21 protein-coding genes are annotated in these 22,934 nt (G+C 67.1%); 13 read left to right on the top strand and 8 right to left on the bottom strand.

Translation table 11 applies throughout. The features are described from left to right. From ABW16_RS06185 to ABW16_RS06200, 4 genes are read left to right on the top strand one after another with little or no spacing between them, the layout of a single operon-like run. On the top strand, nt 1–1,212 hold the full coding sequence (locus ABW16_RS06185) for a M24 family metallopeptidase (protein WP_412178181.1): 1,212 nt from the start codon (nt 1–3) through the stop codon (nt 1,210–1,212). Then, entirely contained in the window at nt 1,202–2,317 is a 1,116-nt protein-coding gene (locus tag ABW16_RS06190) for a M24 family metallopeptidase (protein WP_047318279.1), read from the top strand. Before ABW16_RS06185 ends, ABW16_RS06190 begins: the two co-directional genes overlap by 11 nt. Before the next feature lie 15 nt (nt 2,318–2,332). Continuing rightward, the gene (locus ABW16_RS06195) at nt 2,333–3,298 is read left to right on the top strand and encodes an enoyl-CoA hydratase/isomerase family protein (protein ID WP_047318280.1); all 966 of its coding nucleotides are present in this window, start codon (nt 2,333–2,335) and stop codon (nt 3,296–3,298) included. Between the two features lie 4 nt (nt 3,299–3,302). Further along, nucleotides 3,303–5,705: a CaiB/BaiF CoA-transferase family protein gene (locus ABW16_RS06200; RefSeq protein ID WP_047318281.1), complete on the top strand. Its 2,403-nt coding sequence runs from the start codon at nt 3,303–3,305 to the stop codon at nt 5,703–5,705. A 9-nt stretch (nt 5,706–5,714) separates the two neighbouring features. Here ABW16_RS06200 and ABW16_RS06205 read toward each other — a convergent pair whose 3' ends face one another. From ABW16_RS06205 to ABW16_RS06235, 7 genes are all read right to left on the bottom strand, one after another. Next, nucleotides 5,715–6,776, bottom strand: coding sequence for an LLM class flavin-dependent oxidoreductase (locus ABW16_RS06205; protein WP_047318282.1), 1,062 nt, complete (start codon nt 6,774–6,776; stop codon nt 5,715–5,717). Beyond that, nucleotides 6,776–7,279, bottom strand: a complete 504-nt coding sequence (locus ABW16_RS06210; protein WP_047318283.1) for an SRPBCC family protein — start codon at nt 7,277–7,279, stop codon at nt 6,776–6,778. Before ABW16_RS06210 ends, ABW16_RS06205 begins: the two co-directional genes overlap by 1 nt. Before the next feature lie 12 nt (nt 7,280–7,291). Beyond that, nucleotides 7,292–7,897, bottom strand: coding sequence for a TetR/AcrR family transcriptional regulator (locus tag ABW16_RS06215; RefSeq protein WP_047318284.1), 606 nt, complete (start codon nt 7,895–7,897; stop codon nt 7,292–7,294). Nucleotides 7,898–8,479: 582 nt separating this feature from the next. Further along, nucleotides 8,480–9,505, bottom strand: coding sequence for an IS110 family RNA-guided transposase (locus tag ABW16_RS06220; RefSeq protein ID WP_047318285.1), 1,026 nt, complete (start codon nt 9,503–9,505; stop codon nt 8,480–8,482). A 105-nt stretch (nt 9,506–9,610) separates the two neighbouring features. After that, nucleotides 9,611–10,450, bottom strand: a complete 840-nt coding sequence (locus ABW16_RS06225) for a mycofactocin-coupled SDR family oxidoreductase (RefSeq protein ID WP_047318286.1) — start codon at nt 10,448–10,450, stop codon at nt 9,611–9,613. A 34-nt stretch (nt 10,451–10,484) separates the two neighbouring features. After that, nucleotides 10,485–11,687, bottom strand: a complete 1,203-nt coding sequence (locus tag ABW16_RS06230; protein ID WP_047318287.1) for a cytochrome P450 — start codon at nt 11,685–11,687, stop codon at nt 10,485–10,487. 34 nt (nt 11,688–11,721) lie between these two features. Then, complete coding sequence (locus ABW16_RS06235) at nt 11,722–13,020, bottom strand: cytochrome P450 (protein WP_047318288.1); 1,299 nt, start codon at nt 13,018–13,020, stop codon at nt 11,722–11,724. A 140-nt stretch (nt 13,021–13,160) separates the two neighbouring features. Between ABW16_RS06235 and ABW16_RS06240 the strand changes: the two genes are divergently transcribed. After that, the gene (locus ABW16_RS06240) at nt 13,161–13,814 is read left to right on the top strand and encodes a TetR/AcrR family transcriptional regulator (RefSeq protein WP_047318289.1); all 654 of its coding nucleotides are present in this window, start codon (nt 13,161–13,163) and stop codon (nt 13,812–13,814) included. Here the strand turns inward: ABW16_RS06240 and ABW16_RS06245 are convergent. Next, nucleotides 13,811–14,554 carry an enoyl-CoA hydratase/isomerase family protein gene (locus tag ABW16_RS06245; RefSeq protein WP_047318290.1) on the bottom strand — a complete coding sequence of 248 codons (744 nt, stop codon included), beginning with the start codon at nt 14,552–14,554 and terminating at the stop codon, nt 13,811–13,813. The two genes, ABW16_RS06240 and ABW16_RS06245, sit on opposite strands and share 4 nt — an antisense overlap. Before the next feature lie 57 nt (nt 14,555–14,611). Here ABW16_RS06245 and ABW16_RS06250 point away from each other — a divergent pair, with 57 nt between their 5' ends. From ABW16_RS06250 to ABW16_RS06285, 8 genes are all read left to right on the top strand, one after another. Next, nucleotides 14,612–16,186, top strand: a complete 1,575-nt coding sequence (locus ABW16_RS06250; protein ID WP_047318291.1) for an AMP-binding protein — start codon at nt 14,612–14,614, stop codon at nt 16,184–16,186. Between the two features lie 35 nt (nt 16,187–16,221). After that, nucleotides 16,222–17,412, top strand: a complete 1,191-nt coding sequence (locus ABW16_RS06255; protein ID WP_024441866.1) for an amidohydrolase family protein — start codon at nt 16,222–16,224, stop codon at nt 17,410–17,412. A gap of 2 nt (nt 17,413–17,414) precedes the next feature. Beyond that, entirely contained in the window at nt 17,415–18,887 is a 1,473-nt protein-coding gene (locus ABW16_RS06260) for a FadD3 family acyl-CoA ligase (protein WP_082133975.1), read from the top strand. A 6-nt stretch (nt 18,888–18,893) separates the two neighbouring features. Further along, a complete protein-coding gene (locus ABW16_RS06265) occupies nt 18,894–19,076 on the top strand; it encodes a (2Fe-2S)-binding protein (protein ID WP_047318292.1) in 183 nt (60 codons plus the stop codon). Between the two features lie 39 nt (nt 19,077–19,115). After that, the gene (locus tag ABW16_RS06270; RefSeq protein ID WP_047318293.1) at nt 19,116–19,739 is read left to right on the top strand and encodes a TetR/AcrR family transcriptional regulator; all 624 of its coding nucleotides are present in this window, start codon (nt 19,116–19,118) and stop codon (nt 19,737–19,739) included. Between the two features lie 132 nt (nt 19,740–19,871). Next, on the top strand, nt 19,872–20,477 hold the full coding sequence (locus ABW16_RS06275; RefSeq protein ID WP_412178182.1) for a hypothetical protein: 606 nt from the start codon (nt 19,872–19,874) through the stop codon (nt 20,475–20,477). A 131-nt stretch (nt 20,478–20,608) separates the two neighbouring features. Further along, on the top strand, nt 20,609–22,117 hold the full coding sequence (locus tag ABW16_RS06280; RefSeq protein WP_047318295.1) for a nitric oxide reductase activation protein NorD: 1,509 nt from the start codon (nt 20,609–20,611) through the stop codon (nt 22,115–22,117). 22 nt (nt 22,118–22,139) lie between these two features. Further along, the gene (locus ABW16_RS06285; protein ID WP_047318296.1) at nt 22,140–22,934 is read left to right on the top strand and encodes an AAA family ATPase; all 795 of its coding nucleotides are present in this window, start codon (nt 22,140–22,142) and stop codon (nt 22,932–22,934) included.

The following is a 22,934-nucleotide window of genomic DNA, read 5'->3' on the forward strand; positions in this document are numbered from 1 at the left end:
GTGGCTGCTGCGGCAACGCTGTCGGCCGTGACCGGCAACGTTGAGATCGCAGAAGTCCCGGACCGGCCCCGGCTGCGCCGGGAGACCGGTGCCCGGCTGCGGGCGGCGATGGCCGAGCGGGGCATCGATGCCCTGGTGCTGCTGGGCAACAACGCCGTCACCTACGCCACCGGCACCGGCTGGCGGCTGGGCGACGCCGGTCTGTCCCACATCGATCGACCGGTGGCCGTGGTCCTTGCCGACGACCCGTGGCCGCATCTGTTCACACCGCTGCGGGACGGCTGGGAGTCAGGTCTGGGCGCTGTCCACCTGCACGGGCCGGCGTTCCTCGAATGTGACGAAGGTGTAGACCAATTCGCCCGAGTCATCGCCGAGCTGATCCCGGGCACCGCCGTGGTCGGGGTCGACGAATGCACCGGTGCCATGCGGCGCGCCCACCATCGGCTGTTCGCGGCGCGGCGGCCAGTGGACGCCGCGCAGGTGGTCAACGCCGCCAAACTGACCAAGACCGCCGATGAGCTGTCGTGCCTCCGCACCGCATGCCGGATCACCGGGCAGGCGATGGCCGAGGTGCAGGCGAGACTGGAGCCCGGCGTCCGTCAGCGCGAGCTATCGGCGCACTTTCTGCGGCGGGCTTTCGAATTCGGCGCAGACGCCGTCATGCTCGAACCGATCTGGCAGGTGATGACCGACGGCAGAGCCGCCGGTGACCTGCCGCTGGTGACCCCCGGCCGCGAGCTGACCGCGGGCGATGTGGTGTGGTCTGACGCCTCGATCGGCTACGGCGGGTACTGCTCGGCCTTCGGCCGCACTTGGGTCGTCGGAGCCGACCCGACACCACGCCAGCAGGCGCAGTTTCGGCAGTGGCGTGAGATCCTGTCCGCCGTACTGAACGTGACGCGGGCCGGCGTCACCGCCGGAGACCTGGCCCGGGTGGCCACTGCCGCCAACGGTGGACGGCGGCCATGGTTGCCGCACGGCTACCTCGGCCACGGCCTTGGCGTGACTGCCGGCGAGGCGCCGATGATCGGCTCCGACCTGGGTACGGAGTTCGACGAGAACTTCGTGTTCGAGCCCGGCATGGTGCTGGTGCTGGAGCCGATGGTGTGGGAGGCCGGCACCGGCGGCTACCGCAGCAAGCACGTGGTGGCGATCACCGAGGATGGCTTCCTCTCCCTGACCGACGACCCCCACACGCCCTATGCGTACTGAGATTGCGCCGGACGCGCCGGCGCTGCGCTATGGGCGACGGGACCGCGCACTGGCCCAGATGGAAGCCCACGACCTCGACGTGCTGGTGTTGGGGCGCCAGGCCAACGTCCGCTACGTCGCCGGCACTCCGCAGCGCTGGATGGCGGGCACCCGTTCGTTTGCTCCCAACTGCGTACTGGTGCGCGCAAGCGGTGCCGTGCACCTGCTGAGCTCTTCGGAACAAGGCGTACCCGAGGACATTCCGCACGATCACCTGAACGAGGTTTCGTGGAATCCGACGAACATCATTGCCGCGCTGGCGCTTCTCGACGGGGCGCTGACCGCGCGACGGGTGGGAACCGACGCGATGTCACCGCTGTTCGCCCAACTGCTCCCGCTGGCCTTCCCCCGAGCCGAACTCGTCGACGGGGAACCCGCCATGCGGGCCGCGCGGTCCGTCAAGACCGCCGAGGAAGTCGCGGCGCTGCGGACCGCGGTCGCGGGCGCTGATTCGGCGCTGGCAGCGGCGGCGAGCGCATTGGAGGACGGCGTCAGCGAACAGACGTTGACCGGGGTACTGATGGAGGCGATGACCGCGGGAGGTGACAGCACCCCGGCCAACCAAGACGTCGCCTGGGTGACCTCGCGGGAACACCCGTGGCGGCGTGCGAGCGGCGACGGCAGAGTTCGGGCCGGGGATCTCGTTGCCATCTCGGCAGCTGTGCTCGCCGGTGGCTACCTCGGTGAGGTGGGACGCACCTTCGCGGTCGGCGGCCCGCCCGACGGTAACACCGCTGCTCTCTACCGGCGCTGGGATGCGCTGTGGGAGAAGCTGTCCGGTTCCTGCCGTCCCGGTGCGCCGGGCAGCGCGCTGTTGAGTGCCTACGCCGCCGCCGGGGAGCCGTCGCCGCCGGTTCCCGTGGCACACGGCCTGGGTCTGGGATTCGACCCACCGGTGGTATCGGCTCTCCTGCCGCGGACCGCGGCTGCCGGACGGTTGGAGCCGGGCATGGTGCTGGCCGTCACCGGTTACGTGTTCGAACCCGGGGTGGGTTCGGTCTTCGGACGCCAGTCCGTACTGATCACCGAAGACGGCCACGAAGTTTTGACCACCAGTCCGAGTTAAAGGAGCAGACCGCGAATGTCCGACACGACAGGGTCTTCCGCGAGGCCGTCCGCGGAGGAGATCATCCGCTACCACAAGGACCCGGCTACCAAGATCGCCACCATCACGTTCGACCGACCCGAGTATCTCAATGCTCCGACGTCATCGGCGCGGCTGCGCTACGCGGATCTGCTGCGCGGGGCCAGCGTGGACAACGACGTCAAAGTGGTGGTGATCCGCGGTGTCGGGGACAACCTGGGCAGCGGTGCCGACCTGCCCGAGTTCATGGAAGGCGTCGACGAGCCGGAGAAGCGTTTGGCCGAGCTGCGTTTGGAAGGCATGGATGTCAACTATCCGCCCAAGGGCACCTTTCGCAACGGCGCCACCATCAGCGCCTGGTACGCCAACGTGCAGGCCGGCAACCGGCCGCTGCAGGAGCTCAAGAAGATCAGCATCGTCGAAGCCAAGGGCTACTGCTACGGCTGGCACTTCTATCAGGCCGCCGACGCCGATCTGGTGATCTCCAGCGACGACGCGCTGTTCGGCCACCCGTCGTTCCGCTACTACGGTTGGGGACCACGGATGTGGACCTGGGTGCAGATGATGGGGCTGCGCAAGTTCTCCGAAATGGTTTTCACCGGCCGGCCTTTCACCGCCGCCGACATGGAGAAGTGCAACTTCCTCAACAAGGTGGTCCCGCGGGAGGAGCTCGAAGCCGAAGTCGACAAGTACGCACTGGCCTGCGCACGTAACCGCCCGGTCGACACCGTGTTCATGCAGAAGATGTTCTTCGAGGTGTACAAGCAGCATCAGGGCGAGTACATGGGCAGTCTGCTGTCGGCGTTCTTCGAGTCGATGGGCTCCGGTGTGGCGCCCGACGCCGACGACCTGATGCTCGACGACGCCATCGAATCCGGTCTGTCCGGAGCCGTCAAGGACAACGACTCGAGGTTCCCGCCGGACTTCCGGCTGAGCAAGTCCAGCCGCGACAAGGAATCCTGACGCCGTGGCACCGCTGCACGGCTACCTCGTCGTCGACCTGTCCGACGGTATCGCCGGTGCGTACGCCACCAAGATGCTCGCCGACGGCGGCGCGACGGTGATCAACGTCGAACCGCCCGAAGGTGATTCGTTGCGGGGCTGGTCGGCTTCGGGAGCGGGGGTCGACGTCGACGCCGGCGGGGCGCTGTTCAGCTTTCTGGGCTGCTCCAAACACAGTGTCGTCGCCGACCCAGGCAACGTCGACGACATTGAGTTCGTACACCGGTTGCTGGACTCCGCCGACGCGGTGGCGTGGTCGCCGGACGGGGCCGTCGGTCGCCACCCGTCGTTGGCGCCGGCCGAGATTCATCGGCGTCACCCGCATCTGGTGGTCACCGCCATCACGCCCTTCGGGCTGGACGGGCCGTGGTGCGACCGCCCGGCCACCGAGTTCACCCTGCAGGCCTGGTCGGGGGGAGCGGTCGGCCTTGGGCGTGGGTCGCAGGATCGCGCACCGGTACACATCGGCGGGCAGGTCGGGGACTGGCTCGCCGGGGCCTACGCGGCGGCGATGACGTTGGCGTCGCGGGTCCGCGCAATGCGCGACGGCCGCGGCGAACTGATCGACCTGTCCGCACTGGAAGTCCAGATCCTCGGCCTCACTTACTATCCCGTCACCTACTTCCAGGCCCTCGATCGTCCTTGGCGGTCCGAACGCAGGCCGACGGTGCCCGGCGTGGCCGAGGCCGCCGACGGCCTGGTCGCCCTGGGCTGCGGCACCGCGCAGCAGTGGTTCGACCTGTGCGCAATGTCGGGTCACGACGAGTGGATCGACGAGAACTCGCCGCTGTCGATCACCGAGCAGGCGAACCTGCACGCTCCGGCACTGTACGAGTGGGTCCGCAATCACAAGGTCGACGATGTCCGCGATCTGGCGTCGGCGTTCCGGATACCCAACTCGCCCGTCGGCAACGGCGAGAACATACCGACGTTTGATCATTTCCGGCATCGCCAGGTGTTCACCCGCAATCCCCGAGACGGATTCCTCCAGCCTGTCCCGCCCTATCGGCTGAGCGGTGTGGCGTTGCCGCCGCCGACTTCGGCGCCCCGCCTGGGCGAACACACCGACGTCTACCGGCGGTCACCGCCGGTACGGCGCGACGTCCCGGCCTCGCAACCGGCCGGGGATGGACTGCCGCTCAGCGGTATACGTGTGCTGGACATGACCACCTTCTGGGCCGGACCCTCGTGCACACACCTGCTGGCCATGCTCGGCGCCGAGGTGATCCACCTCGAGTCGACCCGGCATCCCGACGGCACCCGGCTGATCGCCGGAATACCGGTCAGCGAGGAGTTGTGGTGGGAGAAGTCCCCGATCTTCTCCGCGCTGAATACCAACAAGAAGGGCCTGACGCTGGACTTCCAGACCGCGGCCGGCCGCGACGTACTGCATCGGCTGATCGCCGGCTGCGATGTCATCGTCGAGAACTTCACCCCCCGCGTCATCGAAAACCTGGGCCTGGACTTCGCATTCGTGCAGTCGCTGCGAAACGACGTGATCATGCTTCGGATGCCCGGCTTCGGTCTGGACGGTCCGTGGCGGGACAACCCGGCGTTCGCCTACGTCATCGAGGATGCCGCTGGGCTGGCCTGGCTGACCGGCTACCCCGACCGCAACCCCTACGAGCCGTACTCGATCGGCGACCCGAACGCCGGTGTGCACGCGCTGACGGGCCTGCTGCTGGCCCTGGAGCACCGTCGTCGCACCGGCGAGGGCGTGCTGGTGGAGGCGGCCATGATCGACGCCGCACTCAACATCGCCGCCGAGCAGGTGATCGAATACTCCGCCAATGGTGCGCTGCTACAACGTGACGGAAACCGCGGACCCGCCGCCGCCCCGCAGAATTTCTACCAGACCGCCGGTATCGACGAATTCGGCAGGGAGGACTGCTGGGTGGCGATTGCGGTCGCCACCGATGAGCAGTGGACGGGCCTGCGCGCCGCGCTGGGCGACCCGTCCTGGGCCGCTGATCCGGCGCTCTCAGACGCCGCCGGACGCCGCGCCCGCCACGACCTCATCGACGAACAGCTGTCCGGCTGGTGCGCGGCCCGCAGCGCCGACGACGTCGTCGAAGCACTGTGGGAGGCCGGCGTACCGGCCGCCAAGGTGATGCAACCGCACCGCCAGACCGAGTTGCCGCAGTTGGCCGAGCGGGATTTCTTCGAGCAGGTCGATCACCCGGTCAACGGCCCCGCGCCGCACAGCACGTTGCCGGCCCGAATGTCGCGGGGGCCGCGGCGTATTCATAACCGCCCCGCGCCGCTGCTGGGCCAGCACAATCACGAACTGCTTCGCGAGCTCGGCCTCACCGAGGACGAGATTGCCGCGTTGGCGGCCGACGGGGTTATCGGCAACGCACCCGGATAGGGCGGTGGGCTATCGCCCGGTGCGGTTGATCGAGTGCACCAGCTCGATCGCGGTGCCCAGCGTGGCGATCCGGTCTTCGAGGCGCTCGCCGGCCGGGTAGACCCGCACGGTGTCCACGCCGGCGTCGCACCAGACCTGCAGGCGGTCCCGAACCATCGAGGCGGTGCCGATCAGGGTGGTGGCCAGGACCATCTCGTCGGTGATCAGCGCGGCGGCGCCCTCCCGGTCGCCGGCCTGCCAGCGTTCCTTGACGGCAGCGGCGACCTCGGACCAGCCCTGGCGACTGTAGGCCTGGTTGTAGAAATTGGTACTGGCCGAACCCATTCCGCCCAGGCTGAAGGCCAGCTCGGCCTTGCGGCTGTCGATCAGCTCCTTCAGATGCTGCTCGTCGCTGGCGAACGACACCTCTGCGCCCTGGCAGATGTCGAGGTCCGCCCTGGTGCGCCCGGAGCGGGCCAGACCGTCGTCGAGGTGGGTGAAGTAGGCCGTGTCGGCGCCCTCGGGCACGAAGCTGGTGCCCAGCCAGCCGTCGGCGACTTCGCCGGTCAGCGTCAGCATCGCCGGGGTCAGGCTGGCCAGGTACAGCGGGATCTGGTGTTCGGCGCGCATCGACAACCGCATGGGCTTGGTACCAGAGCCGGAGCGGGGGATCTGGAAGTGCTTGCCGCTATGGGAGATTCGGTCTCCGGCGATCGCCTGCCGGATGATGTCGATGGTCTCGCGCATCCGGCCGAGCGGCCGGACGAAGGGCTGACCGTGCAGCCCCTCGATGACCTGGGGGCCCGAGGCGCCCAGACCGAGCAGGAACCGGCCCCCGGAGAGGTTGGACAGCGTGATGGCGGCTTGGGCGATGGCGACCGGCGTCCGGGTGGACAGCTGGATGATCCCGGATCCCAGCAGCATTCGGTCGGTGCACGCGGCGTAGTAGCCCAGGGCGGAGACCGCGTCCGCGCCCCATGCCTCGGCGACCCAGCAGACGTCCAGGCCCATCTTCTCGGCCTCGCGGACCAGCAACTTCTGGTGTTCCCAGCTGCCGACGCTGGCTGCCTCCAGCGTGATGGCCGCGCGCATCAGTGCTCGGCGCGCTGTTTGAGGTGCTCGAGTGTGGCCGTCATACCCGCCTCGAATTCACGCAGCCGGACGAACACGATCTTCTGCTCCTTGTCCGGCATCGCGGCGATGGCCAGTGAAAGCCCGGACGGCGCGGGCCCCAGCCGCATCCATTGGGTCAATCGGGTGCCGGTGCCCTCCGGGGCCAGGCTCAACCGCCACGTGGACGTGGGATTGGCGGGATCGCTGACCGCCCAACCGAACACCGTCAGCGGTTCGAATTCGACCACCTCGGAGATCGTGGACCATTCCCCGAGGGCGGGGTGCCGGTTGTATCCGGTGAACCGTGCGCCCAGCCGCGGCCCGTCACCGTCGGCCCATTCGACGCGCTGAAGCTCCTGACTGCTCTCGGCGACCGCGTGGATGTCGCTGGCCACTTCCCAGACGCGTTCCGGCGAGGCGTCGATCCAGGTGGAGACCTCCACCGTCGGTGCGTCGGCGTAGACGGCTCCGGTCCACTCCATGGCGGGTTCCTCTCAGTTGCTGCCCGGGCGACCGGCCGGGTCGGCGGTAGTGCAGAACAGGGTTCGGGCGGACACCAGCACGCGCAGTTCGCCGGCGACATCCTCCAGCGGCTGCAGGCTCGCCTCGGTGCGGCACATGATGATCGCGCCCTGCATCGCGGCGATGCACATGGTCGCCAGCCGGCCCGCCGCGTCGGCGTCCAGCCCGTCGGTGACGAAGCAGTCGATCAGCCGCGTCTTCCAGGCCGCGAAGATCCGTTCGGCGTGTTGGAGCAGCGGTGACTCCGGCGCTGAGCTGACCGCGGCCGACACCACCGGGCACCCGGCGGTGTAGCCGGTCTCGGTCAGCATCTTTCGCCAGAAGCCGGTCAGGCGATCGAGCACCGCGATCGGTCCGCCGGCCGCGGAGCCGGTGATGAGTGAGCCGATCGCGTCGCCGCCCAGTTGAACGGCTTCGTCGAGGATCTGGGCGCGACCGCCCGGAAAGTGGTGATAGATCGAGCCGCGGGGCGCCCCACTGCGGCTCACCAGGGTGTCCAGGGTGATCCCGTCGGCGCCGCGTTCGCGCAGCAGTTCCACGGCGGTCAGCACCATCGTCTGCCGGGTGTCGCGCGCCATTGGCCGATTATGGTGGGTTGCATAATCGGCCGTCAACAGCGCAGCTCGATTGCCAGGAATGCAGCACCGACAGTGCGCGGTCACCTATAGATTATGAAATTCGGCATATCCGCCCCGTTGACTCTGCGCTCAGGGCGGCGGCTTCTCGCACTTTGTCGCCACCAGCGCAGAGTCATCCCTGAAGGGGTGGGGTCTGGTCAAGGTTTGGTGTGCTGGGGTTTTTTCGGTTTCGGGATATGTGCGGGCAGCGCTGAATGAGGGTCGGGGTCAATGACGCAGCGCCCGCAGCGTAGCGAGGACGAACGGTCTTGAGGACGCCCGTTTCAGCGCAGAATCGGCGCAGACCGAAATCGGCAAACCTGGTGTGCAGTTGTGGGTGGTGCCGGCTCTCCAGTGTGAAGCGCAAAGGCTTTGGGGCAGGGCCCGGGTTGTTCCGGGCTGCCGGTCATCCCTTCGCCCAAGGCCGATTGGCTAGGGCATGGAGCGGTGCGGCGTGCGGTATACGGGGTCAATCAACGCCACGGCCACGCCCGAGGGGGGCCAGACTCTGCGGCGACCACGCGTATACCGCACCCGGATTACTCACGCTGCGTCCTTGGCCAATGCACGAATATGTTCGTCGCGCAGGCCGTAGTAGACCAGGGTGAGCAGCTTGCGGGCCGCAGCGACCTTGGCGATATTGGTGCCACGTCGGGCGGCGATCCGGTCTTTGTCGGCGGCGATCTTGGCCGTGCACTGGTGCCGTTGCACTGCCTCGATTGCGGCCCAGCGCACCAGCCTGGATCCCTGTTTGGTGATGTGCCCGCGATGCACCACGGTGTCGGACTCGTAGTGCCGCGGTGTCAGACCGGCCCAGGAACACAACTGCTGCGCCCGGGTGAAGCGGTGCACGTCGCCGATCTCGGCCACGAAGACCGCAGCCAGGACCGGTCCCACACCCGGCAATTCTTGGATCGCCTGGTAGCCGCCGTGGTGGTGTAACTCTGCCGCGATGCGCTCGGACAGGGCGGTTTGCTCGGCATCGAGGATGTCGATCAGACGCAGCAGCGAGGCGACCCGCTGGGCATACACACCCGACAGTGGGGTGCGTTCGAGGCGTTTGCGGGCCGTGGCGCCGAACAGGTCCGTCGCGACGATCAACACCCCGGCCTTGGCCAAAACCGCATGCACCTGAGCTTTAAGCCCCGATCGCAGGGCCACCAGTTTGGCGCGGTAGCGGACCAATTCACGCAGTTCCCGTGTTGCCGGCGGTGCGATCCAGGCCTGCGGCAGACGGTTCATCCGCAACAAGTCCGCCAGATCGGCGGCATCGCGCACGTCGTTCTTCACTCGCCGATAGCGGAATCCTTTGACACCCAGCGGGTGCGCCAAATGGACACTGGCACCTGCGGCTTGCAGAACATCGACCGCCCAGTACCAGCCGTAGGTGGCTTCGAGCACCACCTCTGGATTGGGTCCAGCTCGCTCGATCTCCAACGCCAAGGCCACCGGATCGTTGGCGATGCGTACTGCCGCGAGCTGCTCCCCGGTATCGGTTTGACGGACGACCACCGATCGCTGTCGGTGCAGGTCAATCCCGACGAACTGTTTTCCGGCATACTCACTCATTAGGGGCCTCCCCAATCGTGATTGGTAGTGACACCCCCAGCATCCGCCGGGAACGTCACGAGGAGCGGAGGCCCCGCCCCTTCATCACATCAACGGGGAAATCGCCTACTTCAGGCAGCTTCCCGCGTCGACCGGCAGGGTGACTCCGGTGATGTAGCGGGCCTCGTCGGAGGCCAGGAACAGCACGGCGTTGCTGATGTCGATCGCATCCACCCAGGGCACCGGCAGGGTGTGGAACATCTGGCAGATCGGCGCCATGTCGTCGGGCCCCGGGTTTTCCAGGTCCGGACGGAACATCTTCCAGGTGCCCTCGTTCATGATCATCCCGGTGCTGACATGGGTGGGGTGCACGGTGTTGACCCGAATGTTCTGGTGCCCCAACTCGACGGCGAAGGAGCGCATGATGCCCACCACCCCGTGCTTGGCGGCGACGTAGTTGCCGCAGTGCGGGTAGGCCTTCAACCCGCCGACCGAGCTGGTCAAGATGATCGACCCGCCCTTGCCGCCGGAAATAAGGTGCGGGACGCCCGCTTTGACCGTCTTCCACACGCCCGAGAGGTTGATGTCGATCATCTCCTGCCAGTCGTGTTCGCTGCACTGGTCCAGGGTGTCGCCACCGTTGCCGATGCCGGCGTTGGCCACGATGATGTCCAGGCGGCCCAGCTCCTCCACGCCGGCGTCCACCGCGGCCTTGAGCCCGTCGAAGTCGCGCACATCGACCTCGGCCGTGAAGATCCGGCGACCGCGGGCTTTGACCAGATCGACGGTTTCAGCCAGTTCCGCACGCGTGGCCGGCGGGATGGGCGAGTTCTCGACGATCGGCTTACAGACGTCGATCGCGATGATGTCGGCGCCCTCCTCGGCCAGCCGCACCGCGTGGCTGCGGCCCTGACCGTGGGCCGCGCCGGTGATGAACGCGACCTTGCCTTCAACACGTCCAGCCATGGAAAACCTCAATTCGTAACTTGTAGAAGTGGATTCATCCGACCGAAGCGGGCATGGACTCCCACCCGCGGACCGTCGAAGTCGGTGACAGCGCTGCCTTGGTGAGGTCGACGTCCCACTCGGGGAAGCGTTTGAGAATCTCCTCCAGCGCGATTCGCCCTTCCAGGCGGGCCAGTGCGGCACCCAGGCAGTAGTGCGCGCCCACGCTGAAAGTCAGGTGCTGGCGGGCTTCGCGGTGGATGTCGAAGACGTCGCCGTCGGGAGCGAATCGCCGATGGTCGCGGTTGGCCGCGCCGATCAGCATCATCATCACGCTGCCTTCGGGCACGGTCTGGCCGTAATACTCCACGTCGCGGGTGACGTAGCGTGCGACGTGTGGTGCCGGTGGCTCGAAGCGCAGCAGCTCTTCGATGGCCTGCGGTATCAGTGCCGGGTTCGCCACCAAATCGCGGCGCTGGTCGGGATGTTCGGCCAGCACCTTGCCGGTCCAGCCGATCAGCCGGGTGGTGGTCTCGTTTCCGGCCCCGGCCACCAGCATCACGTACATCAGCAGCTCGTCGCGCGACAGCCGCCGGGTGGTGCCGGATTCGTCGGTGAATTCGACGTTGAGCAGTTCGGTCATGATGTCGTCGGACGGGTGCTCGACGCGCCAGTCGAGGTAGTCGGCGAAGATCGAGCCGTCGTCGAAGCCCTCGGACGCAACCGTCATCGGCTTGCCCGCTTCGGTGCGCATGTTGTCATTCGAGCGGTCCCGGATGATCTCCTGATCGGCTTCGGGAATGCCCACCAGCATGCCGATGACCCGCATCGGCATCTGCGCGCCCAGGTCGGCTACGAAATCGAGGCGGCCGGTGCCGATCAACGGATCGAGGCAACGCGCGCAGTACTCGCGGATCTTGGATTCGAGTTCGGCGATCTTGCGCGGCGTGAACATCCGGGCCAGCAGTTTGCGGTGGATGTCGTGGATCGGCGGGTCCTCGAACAGAATCAGCCCCGGCGGGATCGGGGTGTTGGCCTTGATCAGCTCCAGAATCGCGCCGCGCGCCGAGCTGAACGTCTGGTGATCGACCAGGGCCTTGTTGACGTCGTCGAAGCGGCTCAGCGCGTAGAAGTCATGCTCGGCGTTGTAGTACAGCGGCGCCTCTTCGCGGAGCCGGCGAAACATCGGGTACGGATCACTGTTGAGGTCAATGTCATACGGGTCGTAGCGCGCTTCGTCGGTGGTGGTCACCGTCATGTTGTCCGTCCCTCGTGTCGGTGAGAGCTGTGGTCTACAGGCCGGCGGTGACCGGAGCCGCCACCGGGGTGAATTCCAGGTGCAGTTCGGTCAATCCGCGCAGGATGAAGGTCGGCTCAAAGGTGAACCGGCGCTCGCCTGCCGGGCCGTGCCTGGTCTCGTCGAGCCGGATGTCGGTCATCCGATCCAGGATTCGTTCCAGCGAGATACGGCTCTCGGCGCGCGCCAACGGTGAACCCGGACAGGTGTGGCTGCCGCGGGCGAATGCCAGGTGCTCGCGCACATTGGGGCGGTCGATCCGCAGCTCGTGCGGGTCCTCGAACTTGCGGGGGTCGCGGTTGACCGCCCCGGGGAACATGACCACGACGGTGCCGGCCTTGAGCTCCACCCCGCCCAGCGTGGTGGTCTTGCGCACCAATCGGGGGTCGGTCTTCACCGGGCTTTCCAGCCGCAGGGTCTCCTCGAGGAAGTTCGGGATCTTGCTGCGGTCGCTGCGCAGCTGCTCGACCAGGGCCGGGTCCTCGGCCATGAACCGCAGTGCGGCGCTGAGCAGTTTGGTGGTGGTCTCCTGGCCGGCGCCGAACAGGAACGTGGCGCTCTTGACCACGTCGATGATCTCGGGAGTCGAGCCGTCCTCGTAGGTGGCGGTGGCCAGGTCGGTCAGCACGTCGCCGCGCGGGCTCTCCCGCCGGTCAGACAGGTAGCGGCTGAACTTGTCGTCCAGCCAGGCCAGCGGGTCGTGGGCCAGCTCCTCGTGGTCCAGCGATCCGATGCGGGCCCCGGGCTGTGGTGCGCCCAGCACTTCCTGGAATACCGGCCGGTCCTCTTCGGGCACACCGAGCAGGTCGGCGACCACCAGCAGCGCGAACGGCCTCGCGTACTCGGAGAGGAATTCGCAGCTGCCGCTGTCGATGAAGTAGTCGAGCTGGCGGTCGGCCAGCCGCCACATGAAGTCCTGGTTCTCCTTGAGCCGCTTCGGAGTGAGCAGTCGGTTCAGCAGCGACCGAGCCTTGGTGTGCATCGGCGGGTCCATCGTCACCATGTGCTCGGTCATCGGCATCAGGTGGCGGTTGGCCTCGATCTGCTCGCTGATGTCGTCGCCCTCGGGAGTGAACGGCAGCGGCGGAAAAGGCCCGCCGACAGCGACCAGGTTGGAGTAGGTGTCGGAGTCGCGGTAGATCTCGTTGGCCTCTTCGTGGCCGGTCACCGCGACCACGTCGTACACGCCCAGCGGAGTCACCGGGTTGCGGGCCCGCAGGTAGTCGAAGTACGGGTGCGGATCGGGCACCAGGGACTGATCGGTGAAGAAGTCGATCGTCGCGAAGTCAGTCAACGGGGACCTCTCTGCAGAACGGGCTGACAGCTGCTGTGCACCTGCTTAGCATGGGCGGGGTTGGGGGGTCAAGGGTTGCGACGCCACTACGATGGCCGCCGAAGGTGTAAAGGTGACGACAACGATGCGGAGCGAACGGTATGCCCGAATCGGCTAAGGGACAGCGCAGAATTGGGGCCCCGGACGCGAAGAACCGGACCCTGTTGCTCGACGCTGCGGAAGAGCTGCTGCTGACCGCCGGCGCCGGCGCGGTCAGCTCCCGTCGCGTCGCCGAGCGGGCGGGCCTCAAGCATCAGCTCGTGCACTACTACTTCCGCACCATGGACGACCTGTTCCTGGCGATGTTCCGCCGGCGAGGCGATCAGGGTTTGGCCGAACAGGCGGCGGTGTTGGCGTCGCCGCAGCCGCTCTGGGCGCTGTGGCGATTCAACACCGATCCGGCCTGGACGGCGTTGACCATGCAATTCATCACCGTGGCCAACGAGCGCGAGGCCCTGCGGGCCGAGATCGCCAATTACGCCGAACGGCTGCGCGCCGAACAGATCGCGGCGGTATCCGGGCTGTTTGCCCGGTACGGCGTCGACGACACGGAGTTCCCGCCGACTGTGCTGATGGTGCTGATGACCAGCGCCTCGCGGATGCTGATCATCGAGCAGGAGGCGCTGGGCATGACCCTCGGCCACGCCGAGACCGTGGAGTTCGTCGAGCGCTGGCTGCAACGGCTCGAGGGGGACCCGCCGCCGTACGCGCCGCTCGCCGGCGTCGCACTGGCCTCGGGGCCCGTCGAGCATTAGCGCTGCTTCCTGCCCTGTTGGAGGCGATCCGCGGCCTCCCAATGCTCGTCGGCGACCCACAACCGGGCGAACGCCGCCACCGCCTCGTCCGCCGAGGCGCCACCGAGCACCCGTTTGATCTCACCGGCCGACGGGTTGGCCAAGGACCGGGCCAAGGCGCGCCATTCGGCGTCGAAAGACTCCCGGGGGACCACCCGGTTGATCAGGCCGATGCGTTCGGCCGCCGGAGCGTCCAGCATGGTTCCGGTGCCGGCCAGCAGCAGCGCCTGACTGTGTCCGACCAACTTGCCCAGCCGCTCGGCGCCACCCCAGGCCGGCATGATCGCCAGCGACACCTGATTGAACGCGATCTTGATGTCCGCGGCGGCGATGCGGATGTCGGCCGCGACCGCGACTTCGGCGCCACCGCCCAACGCGTGGCCGTTCAGGGCGGCGATCACCGGTGCCGGAAACGCGGCGATCCGATCACACAGCGTGCGCATCCGCCAGGCCATGGTCGCCGCTTCGGCCTCGGTGCGCAGGGCGGCGAGCTGCTTGAGGTCGCCGCCGGAGACGAAAGCCCGGTCGCCGCCGCCGGTGATCACCAGCGCCTGCGCCCCGGCGACCTTGTCCAGCGCCCGGTCGAGTTGGTCCATGGTCTCCGGCGCGATGGCGTTGCGGGCCTGGGGCCGGTCGATGGTGATGATGGCCAGGCCGTCATCCAGTTGCACGTCCAGCTCGTCCGGACAGTCCTGGCCCATGGCTCTCCACTCAAGATATTGGCATTCTCAAAAACGGAGAATAGCATCGCGGGCGAGATGCGAAAGATTCCTGCCGACCTGGTTCGGCGCTACGAAGAGCAGGGCTGGTGGACCCGCGAAACCCTCGGTGACCTGCTCGCGGCCGGGCTGGCCGCGGGCGCCGAGACCGGCTTCGAGGTGCATTCGGCGGTTCGGCCGTGGCGGGGAAACTTCGGTGACGTGGAGCTCGTTGCCCGCCGGTTGGCGGCCGGGTTGCGAGCCCGCGGAGTCGGCCCGGGTGACGTGGTGGCCCTGCAGCTGCCCAACTGGATGGAGGCCGCCGCGGCGTTCTGGGCGGCGGCGTTTCTGGGTGCGGTCGTGGTGCCCGTCGTGCATTTCTACGGCCCGCGGGAGTTGGGCTTCATCTTGTCGGCCAGCCGGCCGCGGGTGTTCATCACCGCCGAACGATTCGGGCGGATGAGCTTTCGTCCCGAGCTGTGCGCCGACGTCCCGGTTGTCGGCGTGGTGGGCGGGAACGGTGCGAGCGTCGTGGGTCAGAACTTCGAGGACCTGCTCGCCGATGAACCGATGGCGGGCACGCTCGATGCCGACCCCGGGGCGCCGGCGTTGATCGCGTTCACCTCGGGGACCACCCGCGAACCCAAGGGTGTGATCCACAGTCACCAGACCCTGTGCTGCGAGACGCGCCAGTTGCTGGCCAACTACCCGAAGGACCGCGGCCGGCAGCTCACCGCCACTCCGGTCGGACACTTCATCGGGATGGTCGGGGCGTTCCTCATCCCGGTGCTGGAGGGGGCGCCGATCGATCTCGCCGACGTCTGGGATCCCGCCCGGGTGCTGGCGTTGATGGCGGAGCAGGGGGTGTCGATCGGCGGTGGGCCGCCGTACTTCGTCACCAGCCTGCTCGACCATCCGGACTTCACCGACGAGCACCTGAGCCATATCCGTCACGTCGGCCTCGGTGGGGCGACGGTGCCCGCCGCCGTCACCCGCCGACTGGCCGATCTGGGCATCTTCGTCTTCCGCTCCTACGGCAGCACCGAGCATCCGTCGATCACCGGTTCGGGCCCGAACGCCCCGGAGCACAAGCGGTTGTTCACCGACGGCGACGCCCGGCCGGGTGTGGAGCTGAGGCTGGCCCCCGACGGCGAAATCCTGAGCCGCGGACCCGACCTGTGCCTGGGCTACACCGATGACGCGCTGACCGAGGCGGCGTTCGATGCCGAGGGCTGGTACCACACCGGCGACATCGGAGTGCTCGACACCGACGGGTATCTGACCATCACCGACCGCAAGGCCGACGTGATCATTCGCGGTGGCGAGAACATCAGCGCGGTGGAGGTCGAGGAGGTCCTGCTGGCGATGCCGGCGGTGGCCGAAGCGGTGGTGGTCGCGGCGCCGGATGCCCGGTTGGGGGAGCGGGCGGTCGCGGTGCTGCGCCTCAAGCCGGGGTGCGTGCTGCCGGCCCTAACGGAAGTGCGGGAGCACTTCGAGCGGATGGGCGTCGCGCGGCAGAAGTGGCCCGAGGAATTGCGGGAGGTCGAGGACTTCCCGCGCACCGCCAGCGGCAAGGTGCAGAAGTACCTGGTGCGCAAACAGCTCGCCGAGAGTGTTGCAACGACACCTTTATGAGAATAAGATTCTCATGAACCGAAAAGGAGCATTTCATGGGTCAACTGTCACATCGCGTGGACGTCCCGTTCCCCTTGTTTGATGCGGATAACCACCTTTACGAGCCGCCGGAAGCGCTGACCAAGTACCTGCCCAAGGAGTACAAGGACGTCGTCCAGTACGTCGAGGTGAACGGGCGCACCAAGATCGCCATCCGCGGCCAGATCAGCAACTACATCCCGAACCCCACCTTCTCGGTGGTCGCCAAGCCGGGCGCATGGGAGGAGTACTTCAAGTACGGCAACCCCGACGGCAAGAGCAAGCGCGAACTGTTCGGCGAACCGATGAAATCCATCCCGGCGTTCTTCGAGCCCGCCCCTCGGCTGGAGCTGATGGATGAGCTGGGTATCGATCGCTCGCTGATGTTCCCGACCCTGGCCAGCCTCATCGAGGAGCGGCTGCGGGATGACCCGGTCACCATCCACGTCATCATCCACGCGCTGAACCAGTGGCTGGACGAGGTCTGGGGCTTCAACTACCAGAACCGCATCTTCACCACGCCGGTCATCACGCTCCCGATCGTCGAGAAGGCGATCGAGGAACTGGAGTGGGTGGTCAAGCGCGGCGCCCGGGCGATTCTGATCCGTCCGGCCCCGGTGCCCGGCTTCCGCGGCCCGCGTTCGTTCGCGCTGCCCGAGTTCGACCCGTTCTGGGAGAAGTGTGTCGAATACGACGTCTTCATCGGGATGCACTCGTCGGACAGTGGCTACTCTCGCTACACCTCCGAGTGGGACGGTGCGGTCGAAGAGATGCTGCCGTTCCAGACCAACGCCATGGGCATCCTCAACGAGTGGCGCCCGATCCAAGACGCGGTGGCCTCGTGGGTGATCCACGGTGCGCTGTTCCGGCACCCGAAGCTGAAAGTCGGCATCGTGGAAGCCGGCTCCAAGTGGATGTTCCCGCTGTTGGACTCGATGGCCGAGGTCTACCGGAAGGCGCCCGAGGCGTTCCTCGGAAACCCGATGGAGGAGATCAAGAACCGGATCTACGTCAGCCCGTTCTACGAGGAGGGCATCGACGACCTGATCAACCTGGTCGGTGTGGACCAGGTGCTCTACGGTTCGGACTGGCCGCACCCGGAGGGCCTGGCCGAGCCGACCCACTACATCACCGCGCTGTCGCATCTGCCCATCGAGGACCAGGCCAAGATCATGGGCGGTAACCTCGGTCGGCTCGTCACCGTCTAGGGGTGCCACGCTGGGAGACCATCCCCGAGATGGTCCTGAGCGTCGGCGATCGCTTCGGGGATGCCGAAGCGATCGTCGACGGCCCGGTGCGGCTGAGCTTCACGCAGCTGGCTGACCGGGTTCGTTGTGCGGCAGGTGCCTTCGCCTCGGCGGGTGTGGGCAAGGGCGATCGGGTGGCGATCTGGGCGCCGAATTCGGCGGCCTGGATCATCGCCGCCTTTGGGCTGCTGACCGCCGGCGGGATCCTGGTTCCGGTCAACACCCGGTTCAAACCGAGCGAGGCCGACGACATCATCCGTCGTAGCGGCGCCAAGCTGGTGCTGGTCGAGAAGGGCTTTCTCGGACTGGATTTCAGCGCCTCGCCCGGGGTTCCGGTAATTGACCTGAAATCAGACTTCCTGAGCAGCGGTTCGCCGGTGCAGCGCAGCGTCGACGGCGGCGACACCGCCGACATCATCTTCACCTCGGGCACCACCGGTCGGCCCAAAGGCGTCATGATGACCCACCAACAGAACCTGCGGCTCTATGCCGAGTGGTGCGATCTGGCCGACCTGCGCGAGGGCGACCGGTATCTGATGGTCAACCCCTACTTCCATACGTTCGGCTACAAGGCGGGCTGCATCGCCGCGTGCATCCGGGGCGCCACCATGGTGCCGGTGCGGGTCTTCGACGTCGACGCCGTGCTGGAACTTATTGAGGCAGAACGCATCACCATGCTTCCAGGTCCTCCGACGCTGTATCAGTCACTGCTGGACGCCGGCGGAACACACGACTTGTCATCGCTGCGGGCCGCGGTCACCGGCGCCGCAGACATCCCGGTGGACCTGATCCGCAGGATCCGCAACGAGTTGCCGTTCACCTCCATCATGACCGGATACGGGCTGACCGAAGCCGGCACGGTGACGGCTTCCCGGCGTGGCGACTCGTTCGAGGACATCGCGACCACGGCCGGTCAGGCCTGTGAGGACATCGAAGTCCGCATCGCCGGCGACGCTGAAGCCGGTGAGGTCCTGGTGCGCGGCTACAACGTGATGGTCGGCTATCTCGATGACCCGGCTGCTACCGCCGAGGCCATCGACGCCGAAGGCTGGTTGCACACCGGGGATGTCGGCACGCTGGATGCCGCCGGCCGGTTGCGGATCGTCGGCCGCAAGAAGGACATGTTCATCGTCGGCGGCTTCAACGCCTATCCCGCCGAGATCGAGGGTTTCCTGCTGGAGCATCCGGGGATCTCGCAGGTCGCGGTGATCGGCGTGCCCGATGAGCGGATGGGCCAGGTGGGCAAGGCGTTTGTGGTTACGAACGCCGCGGAGTCGCCGATCTCCGAGGCGGAGCTGATCGCTTGGAGCCGAGACCGGATGGCCGGGTTCAAGGTTCCGCGCTCGGTGTGTTTCGTGGACGCACTGCCGCTGAACGCCACCGGCAAAGTGGACAAGTCTCAGCTGGAGGCAAGGGCTCTTGAGGCCGGGGCGTGACGCGCTGTGTACGTCTGCTTGTGCGCTGGGGTGACCAGTCAGCAGGTGATCGACGCAGCCCGGGCCGGCGCCTCAACCACCAAGCAGGTCGGTGAGTGCACCGGCGCCGGCACGGTGTGCGGACGTTGCCGGAACAATATCCGGGCGCTCATCGCAACGGCCCACCAGGAATCCCGCACGCTGACTTAAGTCATCCAATGCGCGCGGAGACGCTGAGGCGCTACTGTCGTGGCCGTGGCGGACAAGCCAGAGAAGATGACGGCGCGCGAAGCCCGGCGACTGCAGACCCGCGAGCGGCTGCTGGGTGCGGCGACCGCGGAGTTCAAGCGCACCGGGATGGCTCAGGCCGACGTCGGCGCCATCGTGGCCGCGGCCGGCGTCGCGCACGGCACGTTCTTCTTCCATTTCCCCACCAAGGAGCATGTGCTGCTGGAGTTGGAGCGCCGGGAGGAAGAACGAATCACCAAGCAGTTCGAAAAGTTTCTGGTCGAGCACCAGGGTCTTTCCGACATCTTGAGTGAGTCCGCGCGTCTGATCATCGATTTGGAGAAGCGCCTGGGCGATCCGCTGTTCACCGAATTCCTGGCGTTGCACTTCTCGCCGACTCGACCGCCTGCTGAGAACGGCGAGCATCACCCGCTGATCGTGCTGATCGCCGAACGTATCGACGTGGCGCGGGAACGCGGCGAAATCGACGACGACGTCGTCGCGATGAACAGCGCCGTTTTCTTCCTGCTCGGTCTCTATGCGCTACTCATCACCACGCACGACTGGCCGAACCGGCCGGAGTTGGTCGCCGACTACGTGGCCAGGACCTTGCGTGGCCTCGGCGCCGACCGCGGGCCCCAGTAAAAGTCATTGACTTAAGTCAGTGATTTCCTTACCGTCGTAGGCGTGCGACGGCTACCGCAGGACGGGTCCGGGCTGGGGCTCGACGAGCACCTGGACCTGTCGCGAGCCGCCCAGCGTCAAGCAGACCGCTGGATGATCTCCGGCGGCATGCTCATCGGCACGGCGGCGGCCGGTGTCTTCGGCCTCCCGCTGTTCTTGCGCGGAATCTGGTTGCAGGGCAAGGCTGCGCGCGATGGACTGACCGTGCGGCCCATGCTCGTGACATTGCTGGGCTACCTGGTCATCATCGATGCCGCGATCAACGCCGTGGGCTGGGCGCTGGACATGGTGGCCAACCACACCCTGCTGGCCCGGGTGCTGCTCAACGGCTGGGGCGCGATGTTCGATGCCGGCTATTTCTGGCACTACAACGAGCTGTGGATCGGTGGGGCTGCCGGCCCGGGGGAGAAGGGCTGGGAGATCGGCCTGATCTTCACGGTCTTCACCATGCGGATCGCCGCGGCGATCGGATTTCTGCAGATGAAGCGGTGGGGTCATCAGTGGATGGTGGTCACCTGCTGGATGGGCGTAGTGATCTGGATCGGCTACGTGTTCAACATGACCATGTATGCCGATGTGCGCTACGCCGGTGTGGTGTTCCCGGTGATCGGCTGGTGGCTCTACGACATCTTCTACATCACACCGTTTTTGGCGATCCCGTACCTGCACACCGTCAACCGGGAGATCTTCTCCGATTGATCAACGATAGGAAGTCCTGATGGCCTGGCTCTGGGAGATTCTCCGTTACGTCGCTGCCTGGGGCGGAACGTGTTTGATCATCGCGTTCTGGTACTGGATGTTCTCCAGCATCGGAACCTTTTGAGCCAGCCGTGGACCCCCTGGCGCTCGAGACCAGCTGCGCGCTGACGGCGGTCGCACTGAGCGACCGGCGCCGCGAAGGCGCGCGGTTGATGACCGGCGCCCGAAGAAGCTTCAGCCTGAACCCGAACCTGTCCACCGTCTATGTGCCCCATCCTGCGGAGCCGGGCTGGACTCGACGGACGCTGACCTGCGGGGTGGCGCTGCAATGTTCACCCTCCAAGGAGCGCATCGCGCAGTACCGGTTGGCCGACCTGTCGCCGCGTGAGCGTCTGGCCCTGACCTTCGTCGAGTCGCGGGTGGCCCTCGGCTGGGTTGCCGGGCGGTGGCCGGGACTGGTGGCCGAGCTGCAACGGATGCTGCCGGATCTCGATCCCGCCGATCCCGAGATGCCGGCCGCCGAGATGGTCGATCGCGCGATCGCCTTGGCGCGCACCCGGCAATCGCTGGCCGGGCATTCGCTGACGGGGACACTGCCGGCCGCTTGGACCGGACCGGGGCGCCTGGCCTCCTCGGTGCGTCGCCTCGGCCGGATGCCGTGGTCCAGCAACGAGAAACGGCGCCCACGTCCGTATTCGGTACCGGTGGGCGGTGACGGGGGTGTTCGCAACACCACCATGCCGCCGCCGAGCCGGCCCGAAGACGACGATCGCTTTCTCGGTCTCGACCGCAGGCCGGGCATCCCGTACCCGGAGTGGAACCTGCACACGGGCGCCCTGTTGCCAGACCACGTCGCCGTAGTGGAACTCAACCGGCGAATACCTTCAGGCGAGCCGTCCCCGGCCGCGGTCGAACTGCGTAAGTGGTTCGAACAACACACCGTCCGCGCCATGACTAATCGGCTTGCCGATGGATCCGATCTCGACGTCGACGCCTACGTCGGCTACCGACTCGACGTGGCGGCCGGCACGGCCGGCGAGCCCCGGATCTTCCGGGACCTGCTGCCCGCGGACCGGGACGTGACCACCGCGGTGCTGCTCGATGCGAGCTCGTCGCTGGGGGTGCACGGTGGCCGGTTGTTCGGCCTGGAGCTCGCCTGCGCGGACGCGCTCTCGGCGGCGATGACGCGCGCGCGTCAGCGCCACGGCATCTTCGCGTTCACCGGCAACACCCGCCACCACGTGGAAGTGCACTGCCTCAAGGACTTCGGCGACCGGAGGTTCGTGGCGCCGAGCGCGCTGGGACTTTTGACCGGCGGCTACACCCGACTGGGCGCCCCGCTGCGGCATCTGACCAGCCGGCTGCTGACGCAGCCTGGCGGACGGCGGCTGCTCATCGTGATCGGCGATGGGCTGATGTCCGACGAGGGCTACGAAGGTCGATACGCCTGGGCCGATGTCGCACACGCCGTCGAGGAAGCCGAGGAGGCCGGCGTCTGCGTGTACTACGTCGGGGTCGGACCCGTGCGCGTCGATCCGCTGCCCGAGGTATTCGGACCGCGCCGCTCCCAACGGATTCGGCGGGTCGCGGAGCTACCGCGCGTACTGGCCCACGTACACCGCGAACTGACCGCAGCATGACCGACGACGTGCGAGGAGCCCGATGAGCAGCGATGTCTACTTCGCCAACGGCAACGAGGTGCAGTTGTTCGAGAAGGCCTACCGCCGCCGAATCCCGGTGATGCTCACCGGCCCGACCGGCTGTGGCAAGACCCGGCTCGTCGAGCACATGGGCCAGCTGCTGGGGCGCCCCGTGGTCACCATCAGTTGCCATGACGACCTGACCAGCTCGGACCTGGTGGGCCGGTTCCTGGTGTCCGGCGGTGACGTGGTGTGGACGGACGGACCGCTGACCCAAGCGGTCAAGGCCGGTGCGATCTGCTACCTCGACGAAGTCGTTGAGGCGCGGCACGACTCGCTGGCCATTCTGCACTCGCTGACCGATCACCGGCGCAGCCTGTACCTGGATCGTGCCGGTGAAACCGTCACGGCGCCGGACACCTTCATGCTGGTCTGCTCCTACAACCCCGCCTACCGGAGCTCGCTCAAAGAGCTGAAGCCCTCATTCCGGCAACGGTTCGCCACGCTGCCCATGCAGTACCTGCCGCCGGAGCGCGAGGCGCAGGTGATCGTCGCCGAGACCGGCATCGAGTCACAGATCGCCGGTCGGCTGGTGCAGTGCGCCACCGCGCTGCGCACCGCAGACCAGGCGTTGCACTTCGAACTGCCGTCGACGCGCACCTTGGTCAACGCCGCGCAGCTGGTCGCCGCCGGCGCAGCCGAGACCGAGGCCGCCGAAGCGTGCATCCTCGCACCGCTGACCACGGACGGCGGAATTCACGACGGCCTGCGTGAAGTGGCCGCCAGCGTGCTCACCACCCGGGCCGAGCGCCACTAG

Origin of the sequence: Mycolicibacter heraklionensis (assembly GCF_001021505.1) — a bacterium.
GTDB classification, from domain to species: domain Bacteria; phylum Actinomycetota; class Actinomycetes; order Mycobacteriales; family Mycobacteriaceae; genus Mycobacterium; species Mycobacterium heraklionense.